Origin of the sequence: Sphingobium phenoxybenzoativorans (assembly GCF_018286635.1) — a bacterium.
In the GTDB taxonomy this organism is placed as follows: Bacteria; Pseudomonadota; Alphaproteobacteria; order Sphingomonadales; family Sphingomonadaceae; genus Sphingobium; species Sphingobium phenoxybenzoativorans.
This window is the reverse complement of record NZ_CP073910.1, coordinates 541,519-561,916: the sequence shown is the minus strand read 5'-3', so window position 1 is coordinate 561,916 and position 20,398 is coordinate 541,519. Positions and strand designations below refer to the sequence as shown.

Sequence of the window (20,398 nt, the reverse complement as noted above, 5' to 3'; positions counted from 1 at the left end):
GCGGTCTGAACTAGGCTCCTGCTTTTGCAGGAGCACGCTGACCCAAGTTCACCGCTGCTCAGGATTCCTTCCCGTTTTTTCGATGCTTGGTGTCACACCGGCACGGAAACTTCCGCCTGTTGGCGTGTTAGCATGGGGAGAGAAAAGGACCGGCCTTGAACATCCAGACATGTCCCGCGCCCACGCGCAAATCCCGACCCCCGGCCGCTGGCCACACCATCCTCTATCGCAAGGCTGCGTCTAACCCCTGCCCCGGTTGCGGCAAGAGCCAGTGGCTTGTCGGCAGGGTTGTGGCGGAATGCGCCGTCTGCGAGACCGCGCTGCCGCTGGAACATGGGTTCCGCTTTTCCGGGTTATCGGTGGGTTGAGCAGATTATCTCAATTCCGTTCGCCCTGAGCGAAGTCGAAGGGCTCGCCCGAACGTAGTGAGGGCACTTCGCTACGCTCAGTGGAAGGCTTCGACTTCGCTCAGCCCGAACGGAGCGGGGGACAATACTGGCCTAAAGCTGCTTCCGCCCCACAATCCACGCGTCGATCCGGCCGCTCAGCACGTCGAGGGGCACCGATCCCTGCGCCAGCACCGCGTCGTGGAAGACGCGCAGGTCGAATTTCGGACCCAGCGCCTCCTCCGCCTTCGCCCGCAGCTCGCGGATGCGTATCTCGCCCAGCTTGTAACCGAGCGCCTGCCCCGGCCAACTGATATAGCGGTTCACCTCCGCATCGATATTCGCTTCGGACAGCGCGCTATTCTCCTTCATGAAGGCGACGGCCTGCGCCTTGGTCCAGCCCTTCGCATGGATGCCGGTGTCGACGACCAGACGGCAGGCGCGCCACATCTCATAGCTCAGCCGCCCCATCATCTTTTCCGGCGTGTCGTACAGGCCCATCTCCTCACCCAGATATTCGGTGTAGAGCGCCCACCCCTCGACATAGGCGGTGAAACCGGCCGCGTGTTTGCGGAAATCCGGCAAGTCCAGTTCCTGCTGCAAGGCGATCTGGTTGTGATGGCCCGGCACAGCCTCATGCGCGGTCAGGGCCGGCAATTCCCACAGCGGACGCTGGCTCAGCTTTGACGTGTTGACGAAATAGGTGCCGGAAATACCGCTTTCCGGCGCGCCCGGCCCATAATAAGCCGTGGTCGTTCCTTCCGCCGTTTCCGCCGGGATCGCCCGGACGCCGTAGGGCAGGCGCGGAAGCCGCCCGAAATAGCGGGGCAGCATGCCGTCGATCGTCTTGGCCTGCCACGCAGCCGCGTTCAGCAGTTCCTGCGGCGTTTTGGCATAATATTTGGGGTCGGTGCGCAGCGTGGCGATGAAGGCGGCGCGGTCGGCATATCCCGCCTTCTTCGCAACCTCATCCATGCGCAGCAGGATGCGCTTGACCTCCGACAGGCCGATCGCGTGGATCTGATCCGGCGTCAGGCCGGTCGTCGTATGCGCCTTCACCTGCGTCGCATACCAGGCCGCCCCGCCCGGCATGGCCGACGCGCCGTCCGTCTTGCGGCAATGGGGGACATAATCCTTCGCGATATAATCGTGCAGGCGGACATATTCAGGCGTCACCACGTCGCGGATCACCGTGACCGCGCGCGCCTTCATCGCCGTCCAGTCCGCCTCGCTCATATCGCGCGGGCGGTTGCGCAGGAACGGACCGTAGAAGCGCGTGTCCTCCGGCTTGCCTGCTACGGTGGCGCTGATCGTGTCCGCAAAGCCGCCAAGCACCGAACAGGGCTGGACATAGCCCTCCTTCACCGCACGCTTCGTGATGGCGATGCCCTGCCCATTCTGCGCCGGGAATAGCGAAAGGCGCTTCAGATAGCTCTCATAATCGGCGCGGGTGTAGAAAGGCAGATTGTCGGCCATGTCGGCGAAACCCTGCTGCCAGCCATAATAGGTGGTGAACAGCATCATCCGCTCGCCATGGCGATTGGCCTCTATATCGTCGCCGAGCATCCAGGAGAGCACGGCCTTGTTCGTGCGTTCGTCGGCGCTGAGGCCCGAATCGGGAATGGCCTCCAGCCGCGACAGGAAAGCCTTTTCGGTCTTTGCATTGGCGTCCCGCGCGGCAAGGCTCAGGTCGTCGATGCGATCATCATAGTCCCGCACGCCAAGGCCGGTCGCCTCCACCGGATTGACCGAAAGCCACCAACGCCAATGATCCTCGATCACGCCCTTGAGCGCGGGAGAGCCGCCTGATCCGGTCTGGGCGACGGCGGGAAGCGTTGCACCGGCGAGCAGGAGAGCGGCGACGATTTTGCGCATGACGATACTCCGTAGACAGCGCGGTATCCTCCTCCTCCATGCTTTCGCGGGCAAGGCGCAATTGATCATCGACAGAAGGAAAGAAAGAACATATAAGGAACATTGTCCATATTGGAGAAGATATTCCCCACCGCCATTCTGGATGGATTTGGGGAGGTTAGAACCGTTACGGACAGGAACAGGCCGCATTTCACTCACCCTTTCCGGGTCCGGGGCGGTGCTGTTCCTCCATTATGGAGGAGGCGGTTTGCGACGCCGGGCCGCGTTCCTTCCATAATCGATCGAAAGCGGATGGCGGATCTGGATCGGGGGGTACGGGCATGAAGGGCGATGAGATATTGCTGCCGGCGGATCATCCCGCCGCCCGGTTCATGACGCAGGATATCGCGCTGTGCGCCGACGACCGGCCCACCCTGTTGATGATCGCCGAACCCGATGCATGGGGATGCCTGGAGGCCGCCGCGACAGCGGTTGGCGCGCGCCTGCTGGGGTCGGTCTGCATGGATGAGGCGGCGATCCGGCTCGACCGCATCGCGCATGTCGACATGATCGTCCTGTGCTGCGCGCGGCCGCATGCGGCCTTGCCGGGCCTGCTGACAAGGCTGGATGCGATGGCGGCGGCGAACGACGCCGCGCTGGTGATGGTGACCAGCATGGATTGCCTGGACATCGCCTATGCCCATCATCGCGCGCCTGCGACCCAATGGCTGTGCGATCCGCGCGACACGGAACTGGCCGCCGCGATCACGCTGGGGCTGAGGATGCGCGAGCGCGATCCCCTGTTGCGCGACATCGGGCGTGAGGGCGATTCCGCACGGATCGACCGGCTGAGCGAGGAGGTTGGCCGCATCGCCCGCGCGCTGGATGTCCTTACCGAACGCAGCGAGGCGTCGCAGCGCCCGGAGGGAAGCTGGCTGGCCGAACGGCAGGGCGGCTATGTCGCGCAGCCCGCCGCCGCATCGCTGGCGCCGATGGGCGACGAGCTGACCGCGGGCCATATCCGCGCTCTGTTGCGCACGCGGCGATTGCGCGACCATTTCCTACCGCCGGACATGTTCGCCGACCCCGCCTGGGACATGCTGCTCGACCTGATGGCGGCGCGCCTTTCGGGGGAGCAGGTGTCCGTGTCCAGCCTGTGCATCGCCGCCGCCGTCCCGCCGACGACGGCGCTGCGATGGATACGCCAGCTTACCGACCGGGGGATTTTCCTGCGGCAGGCCGACCCGGCGGACGGACGACGGGTGTTCATCGCCTTGTCGGATGACGCGGCCGCGGCGATCACCCAATGGTATGTGGCGCGGCGGCGGATACTGCGTGACGAACTGTAATCCCGCGCACTCGGCGCTTGACCCGACGGCGCTTTGCCTTAGATAGCCAGTGCCCTGGGGGCGATTAGCTCAGTTGGTAGAGCGTCTCGTTTACACCGAGAATGTCGGCGGTTCGAGCCCGTCATCGCCCACCATTCCCCTATATCGATGGCCTATTCCACCGTCACCGACTTGGCGAGGTTGCGGGGCTGGTCGACGTCCGTGCCCTTCGCCACCGCGACATGATAGGCGAGGAGTTGCACCGGCACGGCATAAACGAGCGGCGCGATCAGCGGGTGGACCTTTGGCATGGTGATGGTGGCAAGGCAACCGTCGCCCGCCGCCGCGATCCCGTCATAGTCGGAGATCAGCACGACCTTGCCGCCGCGCGCCTGCACCTCCTGCATGTTCGACACGGTCTTTTCGAACAGCGGGCCTGACGGCGCGATGACGATCACCGGCACGGCATCGTCGATCAGCGCGATTGGGCCATGCTTCATCTCGCCGGCGGCATAGCCCTCGGCATGGATATAGCTGATCTCCTTGAGTTTCAGCGCGCCCTCCAGCGCCAACGGATAATCGGGACCACGGCCGAGATACAGCACGTCGCGCGCGCCGGCGATGACGCCCGCCATGCTTTCGATCGCCTCGTCATAGGCAAGCGCGGCGTTGAGTGCGGCGGGGGCCTCCGCAAGATGACGAACGACCTTCTTTTCCTCTTCCGGGCTGAGCCTTCCCTTCGCCCGCGCCAGGTTCGCGGCGAGCGCAGCCAGCACGGCAAGCTGGCAAGTGAACGCCTTGGTCGAGGCGACGCCTATCTCCGGACCGGCATGGGTCGGCAACAGCAGGTCGGCCTCGCGCGCCATCGTGCTGGTGGGGACGTTGACGACCACGGCGATCTTCTGCCCCTCCGCCCGCGCATGGCGCAGTGCGGCAAGCGTGTCGGCGGTCTCGCCCGACTGACTGATGAACAGCGCCAGCCCGCCCGGCTCCAGCACCGGCTCGCGATAGCGAAACTCGCTCGCCACATCGATGTCGACGGGGATGCGGGCGAACTGTTCGAACCAGTATTTCGCGACCATGCCCGCATAGAAGCTGGTGCCGCAGGCGACGATCGTCACCCGGCGGATCGCCGACAGGTCGAAGTCCGGGATCGGCAGCGACACCTGATCGTCGATCCGGCGCATATAGGAACGCAGCGTCTGCGCCACGACCACCGGCTGCTCGTAAATCTCCTTGAGCATATAGTGGCGATGATTGCCCTTGGAGATGAGTTCGCCGGTCACGCCGGAGATCGTCACCGGGCGTTCGACGGAGTTATTGTCCTTGTCGAAAATCTCCGACCCTTCGCGGGTGATGACGACCCAGTCGCCTTCCTCAAGATAGGCGATGCGCTGGGTCAACGGCGCAAGGGCGAGGGCATCCGACCCCAGATAGGTCTCACCGTCGCCATAACCGACGACCAGCGGTGAGCCGAGACGCGCACCGATCAGCAGATCGGGATGACTGCGGAACAGGATGGCGAGCGCGAAAGCGCCGTGGAGGCGCGGCAGCACCTGTGCGACTGCCTCCTTCGGCGACGCGCCCTGCTCCACCAGTTCGCTCACCAGATGCGCGACGACCTCCGTATCCGTCTCGCTGGCGAAGGTGCGGCCACGGCCGATCAGCTCGTCTCGCAGCGGCTTGAAATTCTCGATGATGCCGTTGTGGACCAGCGCCACTTCATTGGTCGCGTGGGGGTGCGCATTGCTGGTGGTCGGCGCGCCGTGGGTTGCCCAGCGGGTATGGGCGATGCCGATGTCGCCGGGCAGCGGATGGCCCTCCAGCACCTTGACCAGATTGGCGAGTTTGCCCTCCGCGCGGCGGCGTTCGATCGCGCCTTCGAACACGGTTGCGACGCCCGCGCTGTCATAACCGCGATATTCGAGCCGCTTCAGGCCATCGACCAGACGGTCGGCGACGGGGGAATTGCCAACGATTCCGATAATACCGCACATGGAAGGGAGCGCCTCGCAAAGTTGGGGGCAGGGATTTGGATGCCTCTATCTCCGCGCATATGCACGAAGGCTTAATCGACGGCCAGCCCCCCGCCCGTTCCTGACCTTTTTGTCATGCCGCCTTCATGGACAGTGCGAGGATGGCGTCGATATCGGCATGGGTTTCCAGCGTGGCGGCGATCTCGTCCAGCGCGGCATCGACAGAGCCGCGATAGTCGGTCCCGGCGGAGGCTACGCCGATGCGGGAGAGCCATGCGCGCCGTTGCGCGGAATGCGCGAACAGGCCGTGGATATAGGTGCCCGCGACACGGCCGTCGGCGGAGATTGCGCCATCCTCCTGCCCGCCGGAGAAGCGCGCGGCGGGGCGGGCGGCATCCGGGCCAGTGGTGACGCCCATATGCATCTCATACCCCTCGAACGGTTCGCCAAGCGCCTCGCCAGTTACCCGTTCCAGCGTCTTGGCGCCGCTGAGGCTGGTTTCGACGTCGAGCAGGCCAAGCCCCTCGACCGTTCCGGCCGGTCCTTCGATGCCTTCGGGATCGGCGATGGTCCGGCCGAGCATCTGATAGCCGCCGCACAGGCCAAGGATGTGCCCGCCGCGGCGGTAGTGCGCGCGGATGTCGATGTCCCAGCCCTCCGCGCGCAGATACTGCATATCGGCGATCGTCGCCTTTGACCCCGCCAATATGATCAGCGACGCCTCCGCGGGAATGGGTTTTCCCGGCGGGACCATGACAAGCTCCACGCCCGGCTCCAGCTTCAGCGGGTCGAGATCGTCGAAATTGGAGATACGCGGCGTGATCGGGCAGGCGATCATGATCCGGCCAGACGCCCGCTTTGCCGCCCGCTCCAGCACGACCCCATCCTCGCTGGGCAGGCGGGACGCGCCGGGCAGCCAGGGGATGACGCCCAGCCCCGGCCAGCCGGACCGCCGCGCAATCTCCTCATAGCCGTCCGTGAACAGCGCGGGATCGCCCCGGAACTTGTTGATCAGGAAACCCCGGATCATCGCTGCGTCGTCCGGGTCGATCACCGCGCGGGTGCCGACGACCGCCGCGATCACGCCGCCCCGGTCGATGTCGCCGACCAGCACCACCGGCACATCCGCCGCCCGTGCGAAGCCCATATTGGCGATGTCCCCGGCGCGCAGGTTGATCTCGGCGGGCGATCCCGCACCCTCTACCACCACGACATCGCAGGCGGCGCGCAGGCGGCGATAGCTTTCCATCACCTCGCCCAGCAGCGCGCCGCGCGCCATGCGGAAATTGCCCGCGCCCAGCGTGCCGCGCACCTTGCCGTGGACGATGAGCTGGGAGGTGTGATCGGCCTGGGGCTTCAGCAGCACCGGGTTCATGTCGACGATCGGCTCCGTCCGGCAGGCGATCGCCTGCAGCGCCTGCGCCCGGCCAATTTCTCCGCCATCGGCGGTGACGGCGGCGTTGTTCGACATGTTCTGCGGCTTGAACGGCAGAACGGTGAGGCCGCGATTGGCGAGCGCGCGGCAAAGCCCCGCCACCAGCACCGACTTGCCGACATCCGACCCCGTGCCCTGCAGCATCACAGCGCCCATGCGACACCCCCGGCGATGATCCATAGCAGCAGGCACGCGGTGCGATAGATGCGCAGCGACCGGCGCAGATCGGCGGTCGAGACATCAGCGCCACCCTCACCGATCCACGGCTTGGCGTGCGTCACCCCGTCATAGCTGACCGGCCCGGCCAGCCTTACCCCCAGCACGCCCGCCATCGCCGCCTCCGGCCAGCCCGCATTGGGTGAGGCATGTTTGCGGGCGTCGCGGAGCATGATGCGCCACCCGCCCCGGCCAGCGATGCAGATCAGCAGCCCGGCGAGCCGCGCGGGGATGAGGTTCGCGACATCGTCCGTCCGCGCCGCCGCCCAGCCGAAAGCGCGCCAGCGGGGTTCATAATGACCGATCATGCTGTCCGCCGTATTGATCGCCTTATAGGCCCACACGCCCGGCAGGCCGAGGACGAGCAGCCAGAAGGCGGGCGCGACGATGCCGTCGCAGAAGCTTTCGGAGAGGCTTTCTATCGCCGCGCGCGCGATGCCCGCTTCATCCAACGCAGCGGTGTCGCGGCCGACGATCATGCCGACCGCCGTGCGCGCTTCCTCAAGCCTCCCTGTCTCCAGCGGGCGGGCCACGGCTGCGACATGATCGTGCAGGCTGCGCTGCGCGATTGCGGGAAAGGCGAGGACTCCAACAGCCACCCAGGACCAGCGGCCAAGCAGGTGCCGGGCGGCCTCCTGCACGACAAAGGCGATACCGAATGCGAGGGTGGTCAGCCCTATCAGCGTCACCACGCCAAGCGCCCTGCGCGCGCCGTCGGACAGGCGATTATCGTTCCAGCGGCGTTCGCAAAATGCGATGACGAAAGCGAAGGTCCCAACGGGGTGGCCGATGCGCCGGTAAAGCGCCTGCGGCCAGCCGATCGCGGCATCCAGCACCAGCGCGCACAGGGCAACGGGTTCAGCCATCGGCCAGCGCCGCCCCAAGCGCCGCGTCCAGCCGGGCGTAGGCGGCGTCATCGGCGGGCAGGCCCATGCGCAGCCAGTCCGGCGCATAGTCGAACGGACGGGTTAGGACGCCGCGCCGCGCCAGACGGTCGAACAGCGCGCCCGCATCCTCCAACCGGATCAGCCGGAACAGGGGGCATAAGCCCTGCGGGTCCAACCCATGTGCGTGGAGCAGGGCATCCAGACGGGCGGCGTCCTTCAAAAGTTGCGCGCGCATGTTGGCGATCCATTCCGCATCGCGATAGGCGGCCGTTCCGATGGCGATGGCGGCCGCCGACACCGGCCAGCTTCCCAGCCGCCGCCGGAGCGGCGCGAGGCGCGCGGGCGCGGCGACCACGAAGCCAAGCCGCAGCCCGGCCAGTCCGAAAAATTTGCCGAAGGAGCGCAGGACGACAAGCCGGTCATCCACTCCGCCGCTCAGCAGCGACGCGCCTGGAACGGCATCGGCGAAGGCCTCATCGACGACCCGCGTTTCGCCTTGCGCCATCAAGGCTTTCAAGCGTTCGGCGGGCAACAGGCGGCCGTCGGGATTATTGGGGTTGGCCAGCAGCAGCGTGCCGTTGCCCGCCCCTGCTGCGTCCTGTGCGACGGCGATACTGCCCGGCAACGCCTCCGCATGCGTGCCGTAGCTGGGGGCCATGTGCCGGTACGGCTGCGGCAGGTCGAGAATGTCCAGCATCCGCAGAGCCATCTCGCTGCCCGGCACGGCGCAGACGGACGCTGCATCCACGCCGAAATGCGCAGCCGCCGCGCTTTCGAGGGCCGCCAGCGCACCCTCGTCCGGCAGCCTTATCCAGTCGACCGGCCCCGCCTGCGTCACATCCCATGCATGCGGGTTGATGCCGGTGGACAGGTCGATCCATGGGCGCGGCGCGTCCGGGAAGGCGGCCTGCGCCTCCCCCAATCGTCCGCCATGCACCCACCATGGTTCCAACGCCTGTCCTTTTGCCCGTCGCTTTGTCTGTCGCATTTGTCCGCCAAGCCCTTTACCGGCAGCGGAAGGCAGCGCCAGTTTATTATGGGCCAGTTTATTACGGGCCAGCCAATGATGGAGCACGCGATGAAACCCCGCACCCTGTTCGTCACCGGCGGCGCGCGATCCGGCAAGAGCAGCCATGCGCTGGCCGAGGCGGAGAAATCCGGCCTGTCGCCGGTCTTTATCGCCACGGCGCAGGCGGGCGACCCGGAAATGGCGGCGCGCATCGACCGGCACCGGGGCGAACGCGGCCCGCAATGGACAACGATCGAGTGCCCGGTGGCGTTGGCGGACCTGATCGCGGAACAGGCCGATCCCTCGCGAATCCTGCTGATCGACTGCCTGACGCTGTGGACGTCGAACCTGATGTTCGGGGGGTATGACATAGCGGCGGAGACCGCCCGGCTGGCGGCCGCAATCGAACAGGCGAAGGGGCCGATGATCCTCGTCACCAATGAGGTCGGGCTGGGCATCGTGCCCGACAATGCGCTGTCCCGCGAATTTCGCGACGCGGCCGGGCGCGTCAATCAGGCGGTGGCGGCCGCATGCAGCGAAGCCGTGATGATTGTTTCCGGCCTGTTGCTGCGCCTTAAATAATAAGCCGAATCGGCCGCAGAGTTCCGCCAAGGGACCCTTTGCCCCTTGAAAAGCGCCATCGACTTGCCAATACTATGGGAGCGGGCCGGGCCCCTCTGGCGGCTGGCGGCGTTCTGCAGGACAGGGCGCACCAGACGTGATGTCGGACCGCATCGAGTGCGCTCGGTGCAGGTTGCGAGGATTTACCCCCCAAATTCTCCCCTCCCGGACGTACTCGATCCTTAGTTTTGACAAGGACGGAGCGTAGAGTGAACAACCCCTATCCCATGCCGGGCTATTCCCGCGCAGACGCCGCAACGGTCGACGCCGGCCTGCGCAGCCATATGCTCGGCGTTTTCCGCAATATGGGCATCGGCCTGATCATCACCGGCATTGTCGCCGCAGTGATCGGCAACACCCCTGCCCTGTATCAGCCGATCTTCGGCACGCCGCTGAAGTGGGTCGCGATCTTCGCGCCGCTGGCGTTCGTGTTCTTCTTTACCTTCCGCATCGACAAGATGACGGATGCGGGCGCGCGCACCGCCTTCTACGCCTTTTCGGCGGTGATGGGCGTGTCGCTGGCCAGCATCTTCATCGTCTTTACCGGCGCGTCGATCGCCCAGGCCTTCTTCGCCGCGGCGGTGATGTTCCTGGCGATGGCCCTGTGGGGTTACACCACCGGCCGCGACCTGACGAAGATGGGATCATTCCTGATGATGGGCCTGATCGGCATCATCGTCGCCAGCCTGGTGAACCTGTTCCTGGCCTCGTCGGCGCTGCAGCTTGTCGTGTCGATTTTGGGCGTGGTGATCTTCACCGGCCTGACCGCATGGGACACGCAGCGGATCAAGTCCGACTATCTCCACTATGCGGGCACGCAGGCGACCGCGAAGCTGGAGGTTATGGGCGCGCTGTCGCTGTACCTGAACTTCGTGAACCTGTTCCAGCTTCTGCTGAACCTGATGGGCGAGCGGGAATAATCGCGATGCGCGACCCGCAAGCCGTATCCTCGATGCTCTGCCCCGTCTGCAGCACTGGCCTGGCCATGTCGGAGCGGCAGGGCGTCGAGATCGACTATTGCCCGCAATGCCGGGGCGTGTGGCTGGACCGTGGCGAGCTCGACAAGATCATCGAGCGCAACTGCGCCCAGCCCGCCCCCCAGGCCATGCCGCAGGCGGCGCCCCAGCAAAGCTATCGCCCCGACCGGGGTTATGGCGGGCAGGACGGCTATTATGGGAAGAAGCGGAAGAAGAGCTTCCTGGAGGAGCTGTTCGATTAGGGGGTGAGGCGAAGATTAGAATATCTCCGTTCACCCTGAGCGAAGTCGAAGGGGCTACCAGAGCGTAGCGAAGGCACTTCACTTCGTTCAGTGGAAGGCTTCGACTTCGCTCAGCCCGAACGGAGTAAAAGAGCTTACTCCTCCCCCGCCGCCGAGATCGCCGTGGGAACCGGCGCGCCTTCCCAGCCTCCGCCAAGCGCCTTGAACAACGCCACCTGCGCCTCCGCCCGGTCCGATTGCGCCTGGGCCAGCGCGGCGCGGGCATTGGCGCGGTCATTCTGCGCCACCAGCAATTGCAGGAAGCTGTCGGAGCCGGCGTCGAACCGCTTTTCAGCGATGAAGGACGCGCTGTTCGCGGCGGCCATCGCGCGGGACAGGGACGCCTCCCGGTCAACGGCGCCTTTCAGCCGCGCCAGCGCCTGCTCGGTTTCCTGCAACGCGGTCAGCACCGCCTTGTCGAAACTCGCCAGAGATCCTTCGGCAATCGCCTTGTTCTGACGCACCCGCGCGCGCGCCGCACCGCTGAACGGGAAATTCCAACTGAGCAGCGGCCCGACCGAATAGCTGATCGAATCGCTTTTCGTGAGGTCCGATACCTGGGTGCCGCCGACGCTGATCGACCCCAGCAGGGTGATCGAGGGATAGAGCGCGGCCGTCGCCACGCCGACCCGCGCCGTGTCCGCCGCCAGCGTCCGCTCCGCCTCCCGCACGTCGGGGCGGCGGGCCAGCATCGCCTTGCCATCGCCCACCGGAATGGGCTGCTTCACCGTCGGCAGCACAGTGCAGGCGGCAATGGCGGCCTCTGCGCTGGCGGGCGGTTCGCCGGTCAGCACGGCCAGCGCATAGAGCGCCGCGCGATGCTCCGCCTCAAATGTCGCCGCCTGCGCGCGCGCCTGTTCCACCAGGATCGTCGATTGATCAACGTCCCGCTGCGTGCCGCGTCCGCCGGAGAGCAGGCGCTGGGTCAAGTCAAGCGTCTTGGCCTGCAGCTCCACCGTCTCCCGCGCTGTCGCCGCCTGCGCGCCGAAACCGCAGGCCGAGGCGTAAGTGCGGGCGGTTTCCGCCGCGATAGAGACCCGCGCCGCGTCCAGCGCCGCCTGCGCCGCGCCATAATCGCCGCGCGCCGCCTCTATCGACCGGCTGACGCCGCCGAACAGGTCAAGCTCATAGGAAGCGTCAAATCCGGCGGTGTAGAAATCGGTGCGGATCGGCCCGCTCAGCCCCTGCATCTGCGGATTGCCGATGCCGATCTGCTGATAGGTGCCCTGCGCGCTGACATTGGTGGTCGGCAGACGGGCGGCCCGCGCCTCGCCCAGCACCGCCCGCGCGCGCTTGAGGTTGGCGGCAGCGACGCGCAGGTCGGTATTATGCGCCAGCGCCTTTTCGACCAGCCCGTCAAGCGTAGGATCGTCAAACAAACGCCACCATTTTTCGGGCAGCGGGTCGACCGAGAGGGTGGCCCCCGCCGTCGCTTCCTTCAGGTCCGTCTGCGCGGGGGCGAGCGGCTTGGGCGCGTGATAATCCGGCCCGACGGCGCAGGCGGAGAGCGCCAGAACGGCGCTGGCGGAAAGCAGGAGACGCCTCATGCGCTTGCCTCCCCGTCCGGCGCGCGCCTGCCGCGGCGTTCCCGCACCCATGTGCTGACCTTTTCGCCCAGGCTGCGGCTGATCACGTAGAAGGCGGGCGTGAACAGCAGGCCGAAGAAGGTGACGCCGATCATGCCGAAGAACACGGCGATGCCCAGCGCCTGCCGCATTTCCGCGCCCGGCCCGGTGGAGATCACCAGCGGCAGCACGCCAAGGATGAAGGCGATGGAGGTCATCAGGATCGGGCGCAGGCGCTGATGCGCGGCGCGTTCCGCCGCCTCGCGCATGTCCAGCCCCTCCTCCTCGCCCTGGCGCGCGAACTCCACGATCAGGATCGCATTCTTCGCCGCAAGGCCGATCAGCACGACCAAGCCGATCTGCGTCAGGATATTATTGTCGCCGCCCATCAGGTTGACGCCAAGGATAGCCGCCAGAAGGCACATCGGCACGATCAGGATCACCGCCAGCGGCAGCATCAGGCTTTCATATTGCGCGGCGAGCAGGAGGAACACGAACACGACGGCAAGGCCGAAGGCGATCATGCCGGTATTGCCCGCCCGCTGCTGTTCATAGGCGATTTCGGTCCATTCATGGGAGAAGCCCGCAGGCAGGATCTTCTGCGCCAGCCCCTCCATCGCCGCGAGGGATTGGCCGCTGGAAAATCCACGCACGGTTTCACCCTGCAGTTCAGCAGAGGGATAAAGATTGTAGCGGAATACGCGATAGGGGCCGCTGTCGTTACGCAGGGTCATGACCGATGCAAGCGGGACCATCGTGCCGTTCGCCGAGCGGGTCCGGAGACCGCCTATATCATCCACATCATCCCGATGCGGCGCATCCGCCTGCGCCGTCACGCGGAAGGTGCGGCCCAGATAGTTGAAGTCATTCACATAGGACGACCCCAGATAGGTGCCGAGCGTGGCGAAGATATTGTCGACTGGAACGCCCATCTGCTCCGCCTTCTGCCGGTCGATCTCCGCATAGAGGCGGGGCGTGCGGGTGCTGAATGTCGTGAAAACCGACGTCAGACCCTCCGTCTGGTTGGCCGCCATCATCATTTGGAAAGTGGCCGCTTCCAGCGCCTTGTACCCGGCGCCGCCGCGATCCTCGATGATCAGCTTATAGCCGCCGCCCGTGCCCATGCCGCGAACCGGAGGCGGGGAAATGACGAACACGCTGCCCGCCGTGATCTTTGAGAAAGCCTGCATGAGTTCACCGGCGATCTGGGGCGCGGGCTTGCGTTCGGAATGCGGCTTCAACGGCACGAAGATGGTCGAAGCGCTCGGCGATTGCGTAAAGGTGGTCCCGTCCAGACCGGCAAAGGCGATCGTTCCCTTGACCGAGGGATTTTTGGACAGGTCGGTCAGAATCTCGCGCGTCGTCTCATCGGTGCGCTGCAGGGCCGCGCCGGGCGGCATTTGCAGAACGGCGATCAGATAGCCCTGATCCTGGGCGGGAATGAAGCCGGTCGGCGTCTGTGTGAACCGCCATCCCGCGAGCAGCAGGAGCAACGCATAAGACACACCGATCAGCACCAGCGCGCGTACGGTCCGCGCCGTGAGCCGCCCATATCTGTCGCTGAGCATCGAAAAGCCGCGATTGAAGCCGCGAGCGAACCGGCCCGGAAGGCCGCGCCACCCCTCAGCCGGTTCGGTCTCATGCTTGGGCTTCAGGATCAAGGCGCCAAGCGCGGGCGAAAGCGTCAGCGACACGAAGCAGGAAATGGCCGTCGCGCCAACAATGGTCAGGGCGAACTGCTTATAGAACTGGCCGGAAATGCCGGGAATGAAAGCCGTGGGAATGAACACGCCGCAAAGCACGAGCGAAATCGCGATCAGCGCCCCGGACACTTCATCCATCGTCTTATGCGCGGCGGTAAGGGGCGAAAGCCCCTCCTCCTCCATCAGACGCTCGATATTTTCCACGACCACGATCGCATCGTCCACGACGATGCCGATCGCAAGGACGATCCCGAACAGCGACAGGTTGTTGAGAGAGAAGCCGAAGGCCGCCATCACCGCAAGGCTGCCGATCAGCGAGACGGGAATGGCCAGGATGGGAATAAGCGCCGCGCGCCAGCTTTGCAGGAACAGCAGAACGACCAGGGAGACGAGGACCAACGCCTCAAACAGCGTATGTTCGACCGCCTCGATAGATGCGGTGATATATTCCGTCGGATCGTAGGGGATCGTATATTCCATCCCCGGCGGGAAATTTTTGGCGAGGGAAGCCATCTCCGTCCGGACGGCGTCCGCCGTTTCGAGAGCGTTCGACCCCGGCAACTGGGTAATGGGAATGCCAATCGACGGCTTTCCATCGACATAGCTGTTGATGAGATAATCCTGCGCGCCCAGTTCGATCCGGGCGACATCGCGCAGGCGCGTCAGGCGGCCCTGACTGTCCCGCTTGACGATGATCTGGCCGAATTCCTCCGGCGTCGTCAGGCGGCCCTTGGTCTGGATGTTGAGCTGAAACGCCGTACCGGCGGCATTGAAGGGCGGCTGACCCACCGACCCCGCGGCCACCTGCGCGTTTTGCGACCGGATCGCCGTCGTGATCTCATCCACGGTCATGTTGCGCGCAGACGCAAGATCGGGATCGATCCAAATCCGCATATTATAGTCGCGGGCGCCGAACGCCTGAATGCCGCCGACACCGGGAATGCGCGCCAGCCGATCCTTGATCTGCAGCGTGGCGTAATTGGAAATATATTGGGTCGATAGTGAGCCATCGGTCGCGTGGAGACCTATGGCCATGAGGAGATCCGGTGAATTCTTGCGGACGGTGACGCCGATCTGGCGCACCTCCTCCGGCAGGCGCGGTTCCGCCGTGGAAACACGGTTCTGGACCAGCACCTGCGCCTGATCGACGTTCGTTCCCTGCTTGAAGGTGACGGTGATCTGCAGGGAACCGGACGCGGTGGAGGAGGAGGACATGTAGATCATGTCCTCCACGCCGTTGATCGACTCTTCCAGCGGCGCCGCGACCGTTTCCGCCAGGGTTTCGGCCGATGCCCCCGGATAGCTCGCCTGCACGACAACCGTGGGCGGCGCGATTTCCGGATATTGGCCAACAGGCAGGGTCGGATAGGCGACCAGGCCCATGATGATCACGAGGATCGACATCACGGCCGCGAAGATCGGCCGATCAATGAAGAAATGCGGGAAACGCATCAGCGCGCGCCTTTTCCGTCCGTAGAGGGTTTGGCTGCGTCAGACTGAGGCGCCTGCGAAGGATCGGATGTCGGCACCACATTATTACGCGGCGCTATCTTGCCCTCGCGCGGTGTGACGGCCATGCCCGGCTGCAGCCTGGCCAGCCCGTCGATAATGATCTTTTCTCCGGGCTTCACGCCTTCCTTGATGACGCGCAGTCCCTCCACCATCGGTCCGGTTTCCACCGGACGGGCAATGGTCTTGCCATCCTTGCCGACCAGATAGACCAGCTTGCGGGTCTGATCGGTGACGATGGCCTCATCAGGAACCAGCAGCGCCTTATAGGTGCCGGACCCCAGCAGGCGGGCGCGGCCGAACATGCCGGGCACCAGAAAACCCTTGGGATTGGGCACTTCGGCATGGGCGCGGATCGTGCCGCTGTTGTTGTCGATGGCGTTGTCGACGAAGATCATCCGGCCATGCCAGTTATAGCCGGTTTCGTCGGCGAGCTGGATGTCCACCGGATTGGCGGCGTAGCGGGACGAGGCGCGTTCGCCCTTCGCCGCCTGGCGGATATATTTGAGGTAGAAGCTTTCCGCGCCCTCAAAGCTGAACCAGATGGGGTCGACGGTGACGACCGTGGTCAGCAGGGTCTGGCCCGCCGTCACATAATCGCCGATGGCGACGCGCCGGTCGGACACACGGCCGCTGATCGGCGCGCGGACGGAGGTGAAGCTGAGGTCGAGGGCGCGGGCGTCCGCCGCCGCCTTCGCAGCCGCGAGATCGGCCTGGGCGGAGCGCAGGGTCGCCAGCTTGGTTTCATTCTCCTCCTGGCTCACGGCCTGGAACTTGCGCAGCTCCTCCGACCGCTTCATCTCGCTCTGCGCATTGGCCAGCGCGGCCTGCGACCGCAACACCTGCGCCTTCGCCTGCTCCAGCGCGGCGCGATACGGGCGCGGGTCGATCTGGAACAGTAATTGGCCGGACGGCACGCTCAGCCCGGCGCGGAAATTGATGCTGGTGATCTGCCCGGAGACGCGCGGCATCACCTCGACGCCCTGCACGGCCTCAAACCGGCCGACATATTCATCCCAATCCGTCACCTCGCGCTGCAGCGGCGTGGCCAGCGTCACGCCGGGCGGCGGCGGAGCGGGAGGCTTTCCTCCAGAGCAGGCGGCCAGGAGGGTCGCGGCGATCGCCGCGGAGAGGATCGAGAAACGCATGGCGGCTATTTGTTGCGGCGCAATAAGGATTGCAAGATGCAACGCATATAATTTCCCCTCTGGTAGGGCACAAATTTGTGCGTGTAATCTTTCCTTACATCAATGCCCGGCAAAATCCATAAGCGCGGACGCCGCGACGCCGTCCGCCTTCAGGGCGTTCATGCCCCCTAATTCAGGCAAATCGATCGCGAACAACGCCATTTCCACGGCCGCACCCTGTTCGCGGAGCAACTGTGCCGCCGCCAATGCCGTTCCACCGGTCGCGATCAGGTCGTCGACCAATATCGCCCGCGCGCCAACCGGCACCTGGCCCGCATGGATCTCCAGCCGGTCGGTGCCATATTCCAGCACATAATCGATGCCCACGGTCTTGCCGGGCAGCTTGCCCGCCTTGCGCACCGGGACGAAGCCCGTGCCCAGCGCGACGGCCAGCGCCGCACCCAGAATGAAGCCCCGCGCCTCTATCCCGACGACTAGGTCCGCATCGACAGGCCGGGCGATCGCTGCAAGGCCGTCTATCACCGCCTTCAGCCCGGCGGGATCGGCCAGCAGAGTCGTGACGTCGCGAAATTGGATGCCCGGCTTTGGAAAGTCGGGGATCGCCCGCACCAGCGATTTCAGTTCATCGGGTGTCATCGGCCAGTCCCTTCTCGGCCAGTCCCTTCAAAGACAAACGGCGCGGTTCGCATAAGGAACCGCGCCGCTCGACTTGTCACATGCCGCTCGTCGCCGGGCGGCCGGCATCAATGCTTCTTGTCGGCCCAGATGTTCCGGTAGGACAGATAGGCAAGGCCCGTGGCGATCAGCAGGAAGAACAGCACGGCCATACCGGTGCTCTTGCGGCTTTCCAGCTTCGGTTCGGCGGTCCACATCAGGAATGCGGAGACGTCGGTCGCCATCTGGTCCACGGTCGCCTTGGTGCCGTCGCTGTAGCTCACCTGGCCTTCGGCCGAGAGCGGCGGCGCCATCGCCAGGTTCAGGTTGGCGAAATAGGGGTTGAAGTGCAGGCCCTCAGGCGTCTTGGAGTCCGGGAACTCCTTCAGCAGCTCCTTACCCTTGGCATTCTTGAAGCCTTCCTGGCTCTGGAAGCCGGTCAGCAGCGAATGGATATAGGCCGGGCCGTCATGCCGCGCCTTCGCCATCAGCGACAGGTCAGGCGGAATGGCGTTGTTGTTTGCCGCCGCCGCCGCGACATTGTTCGCGAAGGGCTTCGGGAAATGATCCGCCGGAACCGGATCGCGGGTCGAAGGCTCGCCGGTCTTGGGATCGACGTCAGGCGCCTTGATCGTCCACTGCTTGGCGATCGCCTTCACCTCTGCCTCGGAATAGCCGAGCTGCTCCAGATCGCGGAAGGCGACGAACTTCAGGCTGTGGCAGGCCGAGCAGACCTCCTTGAACACCTGGAAGCCGCGCTGAAGCTGCTGCCGGTCATAATGGCCGAGCGGGCCATTGAAGGAGAAGTGCACTTCCTTGGGATGAAGGTGGAACTCCTCCTCCGCCGTCGGCGCCGCCGGGTCGGTCAGATAGGCATAGGTGCTCGCCCCGAAGGAGTAGAGCATCATGCCGGAGAAGAAGACGCCGATGGCGATCAGGATGGCGCGAAGCATGTCCGGTGGGTCCCCTTATTCGGCCGGTACGGCGGCGGGCTCTTCGCCCTGCAGATTATGTTTGGCCAGCACCGCCTCTGTGATCGAGTTGGGCAGCGGCAGCGGCTTTTCGAACATCGCGATCAACGGCAAGATGATCAGGAAGTGGGCGAAATAATAGGCCGCCGCGATCTGGGAGATCATGACATAGCCCGCGGTCGCCGGTGCGCCGCCGCACCATCCCAGGATCAGCACGTCGATGCACAGCACGATGAAGAACTGCTTGAACACCGGGCGGAACTTGCCGGAACGTACCGGCGAATTGTCCAGCCAGGGCAGGAAGAACAGCAGCAGGATCGCCGCGAACATCGCCAGCACGCCGAGCAGCTTCGCCGGAACGAAGAAGAAGTCGAAGGTGAAGGCGCGCAGGATCGCGTAGAAGGGCCAGAAATACCATTCCGGCACGATGTGCGCAGGCGTCGAAAGCGGGTTCGCCTCGATATAATTGTCCGGGTGGCCCAGGAAGTTGGGCGCGAAGAACAGCAGGATCGAGAACAGGATCAGGAACACGCCCGCCCCGAAACCGTCCTTCGCCGTATAATAGGGGTGGAAAGGCACAGTGTCCTGCGGACCCTTCACATCAACGCCGGTCGGGTTGTTGGACCCCGGAATATGCAGCGCCCAGATGTGCAGGATGATGACGCCCGCAATCACGAACGGCAGCAGATAGTGGAGCGAGAAGAAGCGGTTGAGCGCGGCGTTGCCCGGTGCGAAACCGCCCAGCAGCCAGGTCTGGATCGGCTCGCCGACCACGGGGATCGCGCCGAACAGGCCGGTGATCACCTTCGCGCCCCAATAGCTCATCTGGCCCCAGGGAAGCACATAGCCCATGAAGGCGGTGGCCATCATCAGCAGGTAGATGACGAGGCCGAGCAGCCACACCATTTCGCGCGGCGCCTTGTACGATCCGTAGAAAAGGCCGCGGAAGATGTGGAGATAGACCACGATGAAGAAGAAGCTCGCGCCGTTGGCGTGGGCGTAGCGGATCAGCCAGCCGCTGTTCACGTCGCGCATCACATGCTCGACCGTGCCGAACGCGACCAGATCATTGGCGGCGTAATGCATCGCCATGATGATGCCGGAGACGATCTGGATGACCAGTGCGAGACCCGACAGGACGCCGAAGTTCCACATATAGTTCAGGTTGCGCGGAACCGGATACCCGGCGCCGATGCTGTTATAGACAAGGCGCGGGAGCGGCAAACGCTCGTCGATCCACTTCATCAGCGGCGCCTTGGGGGTGTAATGTGCTGCCCAGGGGAAACTCATGGATCTTTACCTCAGCCTACGAGAATGGCGGTGTCGGACGTGAACTTATACTCCGGAACCTCAAGGTTCAGCGGAGCAGGTCCCTTGCGAATACGCGCCGCCGTATCGTAGCTCGATCCGTGGCAGGGGCAGAAATAGCCGCCATATTCGCCGCGAACCTCACCCTCGCCCGCGCCCAGCGGCACGCAGCCCAGGTGGGTGCAGACGCCCATGGTCACGAGCCACTGCTTCTTGCCGTCGACGGTGCGCTCCTCCAGCGTCTGGGGATCGCGCAGGGTGGAGGCGTCGACCGCATCAGCCTCGGAAATTTCCTTCGGCGTCAGGTGACGGACGAACAGCGGTTGGCTGCGGAAGGTGGTCTTGATCGCCTGACCAGGCTGAATGGCGGACAGATCGACTTCGCTCGACGCCAGAGCCAGCACGTCCGCGCTGGGATTCATCTGGTTGATGAGGGGAAGCACTACCGCAACTGCGCCAACTCCGGCGAAGCTGACCGCCGCGATATTGATGAAGTCGCGCCGCCTTACACCGTCCCCCCCGGATAGACCTTCGGTTCCCGTATGTTCAGCCGTCGCCATGCAATGACCC

At 64.9% G+C, this 20,398-nt stretch carries 16 protein-coding genes and 1 tRNA gene; 5 read left to right on the top strand and 12 right to left on the bottom strand.

Annotated elements, in window-relative coordinates:
* Positions 1-500 precede the first annotated feature (500 nt).
* Positions 501-2,261, bottom strand: a complete 1,761-nt coding sequence (locus KFK14_RS02865) for a DUF885 domain-containing protein (RefSeq protein WP_212609806.1) — start codon at positions 2,259-2,261, stop codon at positions 501-503.
* A gap of 320 nt (positions 2,262-2,581) precedes the next feature.
* Here KFK14_RS02865 and KFK14_RS02860 point away from each other — a divergent pair, with 320 nt between their 5' ends.
* Positions 2,582-3,589: a helix-turn-helix domain-containing protein gene (locus KFK14_RS02860; RefSeq protein ID WP_246524828.1), complete on the top strand. Its 1,008-nt coding sequence runs from the start codon at positions 2,582-2,584 to the stop codon at positions 3,587-3,589.
* A gap of 58 nt (positions 3,590-3,647) precedes the next feature.
* A tRNA-Val gene (locus KFK14_RS02855) sits at positions 3,648-3,723 on the top strand.
* Between the two features lie 18 nt (positions 3,724-3,741).
* On the opposite strand, the gene glmS is transcribed toward KFK14_RS02855, so the two are convergent.
* From glmS to KFK14_RS02835, 4 genes are all read right to left on the bottom strand, one after another.
* Positions 3,742-5,565 carry a glutamine--fructose-6-phosphate transaminase (isomerizing) gene (gene glmS, locus KFK14_RS02850; protein ID WP_212609805.1) on the bottom strand — a complete coding sequence of 608 codons (1,824 nt, stop codon included), beginning with the start codon at positions 5,563-5,565 and terminating at the stop codon, positions 3,742-3,744.
* Between the two features lie 112 nt (positions 5,566-5,677).
* Entirely contained in the window at positions 5,678-7,135 is a 1,458-nt protein-coding gene (locus KFK14_RS02845) for a cobyric acid synthase (RefSeq protein ID WP_212609804.1), read from the bottom strand.
* Complete coding sequence (gene cbiB, locus KFK14_RS02840; RefSeq protein ID WP_212609803.1) at positions 7,123-8,061, bottom strand: adenosylcobinamide-phosphate synthase CbiB; 939 nt, start codon at positions 8,059-8,061, stop codon at positions 7,123-7,125. The genes KFK14_RS02845 and cbiB overlap by 13 nt, the downstream gene beginning before the upstream one ends.
* Positions 8,054-9,070 (bottom strand): aminotransferase class I/II-fold pyridoxal phosphate-dependent enzyme, encoded by a 1,017-nt coding sequence (locus tag KFK14_RS02835; RefSeq protein WP_212609802.1) that lies wholly within the window; start codon positions 9,068-9,070, stop codon positions 8,054-8,056. Before KFK14_RS02835 ends, cbiB begins: the two co-directional genes overlap by 8 nt.
* 90 nt (positions 9,071-9,160) lie before the next feature.
* Here KFK14_RS02835 and cobU point away from each other — a divergent pair, with 90 nt between their 5' ends.
* The 3 genes from cobU to KFK14_RS02820 all read left to right on the top strand — a co-directional run bounded on the left by cobU (position 9,161) and on the right by KFK14_RS02820 (position 10,931).
* Entirely contained in the window at positions 9,161-9,673 is a 513-nt protein-coding gene (cobU, locus tag KFK14_RS02830; RefSeq protein ID WP_212609801.1) for a bifunctional adenosylcobinamide kinase/adenosylcobinamide-phosphate guanylyltransferase, read from the top strand.
* Between the two features lie 266 nt (positions 9,674-9,939).
* Entirely contained in the window at positions 9,940-10,632 is a 693-nt protein-coding gene (locus KFK14_RS02825) for a Bax inhibitor-1/YccA family protein (protein ID WP_212611002.1), read from the top strand.
* 5 nt (positions 10,633-10,637) lie between these two features.
* Positions 10,638-10,931, top strand: coding sequence for a TFIIB-type zinc ribbon-containing protein (locus tag KFK14_RS02820; protein WP_212609800.1), 294 nt, complete (start codon positions 10,638-10,640; stop codon positions 10,929-10,931).
* A gap of 134 nt (positions 10,932-11,065) precedes the next feature.
* Here the strand turns inward: KFK14_RS02820 and KFK14_RS02815 are convergent, their stop codons facing one another.
* The 7 genes from KFK14_RS02815 to petA form a co-directional block, all read right to left on the bottom strand.
* Positions 11,066-12,517, bottom strand: a complete 1,452-nt coding sequence (locus KFK14_RS02815; RefSeq protein ID WP_212609799.1) for an efflux transporter outer membrane subunit — start codon at positions 12,515-12,517, stop codon at positions 11,066-11,068.
* Positions 12,514-15,690: an efflux RND transporter permease subunit gene (locus tag KFK14_RS02810; RefSeq protein ID WP_212609798.1), complete on the bottom strand. Its 3,177-nt coding sequence runs from the start codon at positions 15,688-15,690 to the stop codon at positions 12,514-12,516. The genes KFK14_RS02815 and KFK14_RS02810 overlap by 4 nt, the downstream gene beginning before the upstream one ends.
* Positions 15,690-16,895: an efflux RND transporter periplasmic adaptor subunit gene (locus KFK14_RS02805; RefSeq protein WP_212609797.1), complete on the bottom strand. Its 1,206-nt coding sequence runs from the start codon at positions 16,893-16,895 to the stop codon at positions 15,690-15,692. The genes KFK14_RS02810 and KFK14_RS02805 overlap by 1 nt, the downstream gene beginning before the upstream one ends.
* A gap of 99 nt (positions 16,896-16,994) precedes the next feature.
* A complete protein-coding gene (locus tag KFK14_RS02800) occupies positions 16,995-17,531 on the bottom strand; it encodes an adenine phosphoribosyltransferase (protein WP_212609796.1) in 537 nt (178 codons plus the stop codon).
* A gap of 107 nt (positions 17,532-17,638) precedes the next feature.
* Positions 17,639-18,502: a cytochrome c1 gene (locus KFK14_RS02795; RefSeq protein ID WP_212609795.1), complete on the bottom strand. Its 864-nt coding sequence runs from the start codon at positions 18,500-18,502 to the stop codon at positions 17,639-17,641.
* A 15-nt stretch (positions 18,503-18,517) separates the two neighbouring features.
* Positions 18,518-19,810, bottom strand: a complete 1,293-nt coding sequence (locus KFK14_RS02790; RefSeq protein WP_070157657.1) for a cytochrome b — start codon at positions 19,808-19,810, stop codon at positions 18,518-18,520.
* Between the two features lie 11 nt (positions 19,811-19,821).
* Complete coding sequence (gene petA / locus KFK14_RS02785) at positions 19,822-20,388, bottom strand: ubiquinol-cytochrome c reductase iron-sulfur subunit (RefSeq protein ID WP_212609794.1); 567 nt, start codon at positions 20,386-20,388, stop codon at positions 19,822-19,824.
* Positions 20,389-20,398: the final 10 nt, after the last annotated feature.

Coding starts and splice junctions, on each gene's coding strand:
- KFK14_RS02795 (WP_212609795.1), bottom strand. CDS start 18,502: ATGCTTCGCGCCATCCTGATCGCCATCGGCGTCTTCTTCTCCGGCATG.
- KFK14_RS02860 (WP_246524828.1), top strand. CDS start 2,582: ATGAAGGGCGATGAGATATTGCTGCCGGCGGATCATCCCGCCGCCCGG.
- petA (WP_212609794.1), bottom strand. CDS start 20,388: ATGGCGACGGCTGAACATACGGGAACCGAAGGTCTATCCGGGGGGGAC.
- KFK14_RS02825 (WP_212611002.1), top strand. CDS start 9,940: ATGCCGGGCTATTCCCGCGCAGACGCCGCAACGGTCGACGCCGGCCTG.
- KFK14_RS02810 (WP_212609798.1), bottom strand. CDS start 15,690: ATGCGTTTCCCGCATTTCTTCATTGATCGGCCGATCTTCGCGGCCGTG.
- KFK14_RS02820 (WP_212609800.1), top strand. CDS start 10,638: ATGCGCGACCCGCAAGCCGTATCCTCGATGCTCTGCCCCGTCTGCAGC.
- KFK14_RS02815 (WP_212609799.1), bottom strand. CDS start 12,517: ATGAGGCGTCTCCTGCTTTCCGCCAGCGCCGTTCTGGCGCTCTCCGCC.
- glmS (WP_212609805.1), bottom strand. CDS start 5,565: ATGTGCGGTATTATCGGAATCGTTGGCAATTCCCCCGTCGCCGACCGT.
- cbiB (WP_212609803.1), bottom strand. CDS start 8,061: ATGGCTGAACCCGTTGCCCTGTGCGCGCTGGTGCTGGATGCCGCGATC.
- KFK14_RS02845 (WP_212609804.1), bottom strand. CDS start 7,135: ATGGGCGCTGTGATGCTGCAGGGCACGGGGTCGGATGTCGGCAAGTCG.
- KFK14_RS02835 (WP_212609802.1), bottom strand. CDS start 9,070: ATGCGACAGACAAAGCGACGGGCAAAAGGACAGGCGTTGGAACCATGG.
- KFK14_RS02790 (WP_070157657.1), bottom strand. CDS start 19,810: ATGAGTTTCCCCTGGGCAGCACATTACACCCCCAAGGCGCCGCTGATG.
- KFK14_RS02865 (WP_212609806.1), bottom strand. CDS start 2,261: ATGCGCAAAATCGTCGCCGCTCTCCTGCTCGCCGGTGCAACGCTTCCC.
- KFK14_RS02805 (WP_212609797.1), bottom strand. CDS start 16,895: ATGCGTTTCTCGATCCTCTCCGCGGCGATCGCCGCGACCCTCCTGGCC.
- cobU (WP_212609801.1), top strand. CDS start 9,161: ATGAAACCCCGCACCCTGTTCGTCACCGGCGGCGCGCGATCCGGCAAG.
- KFK14_RS02800 (WP_212609796.1), bottom strand. CDS start 17,531: ATGACACCCGATGAACTGAAATCGCTGGTGCGGGCGATCCCCGACTTT.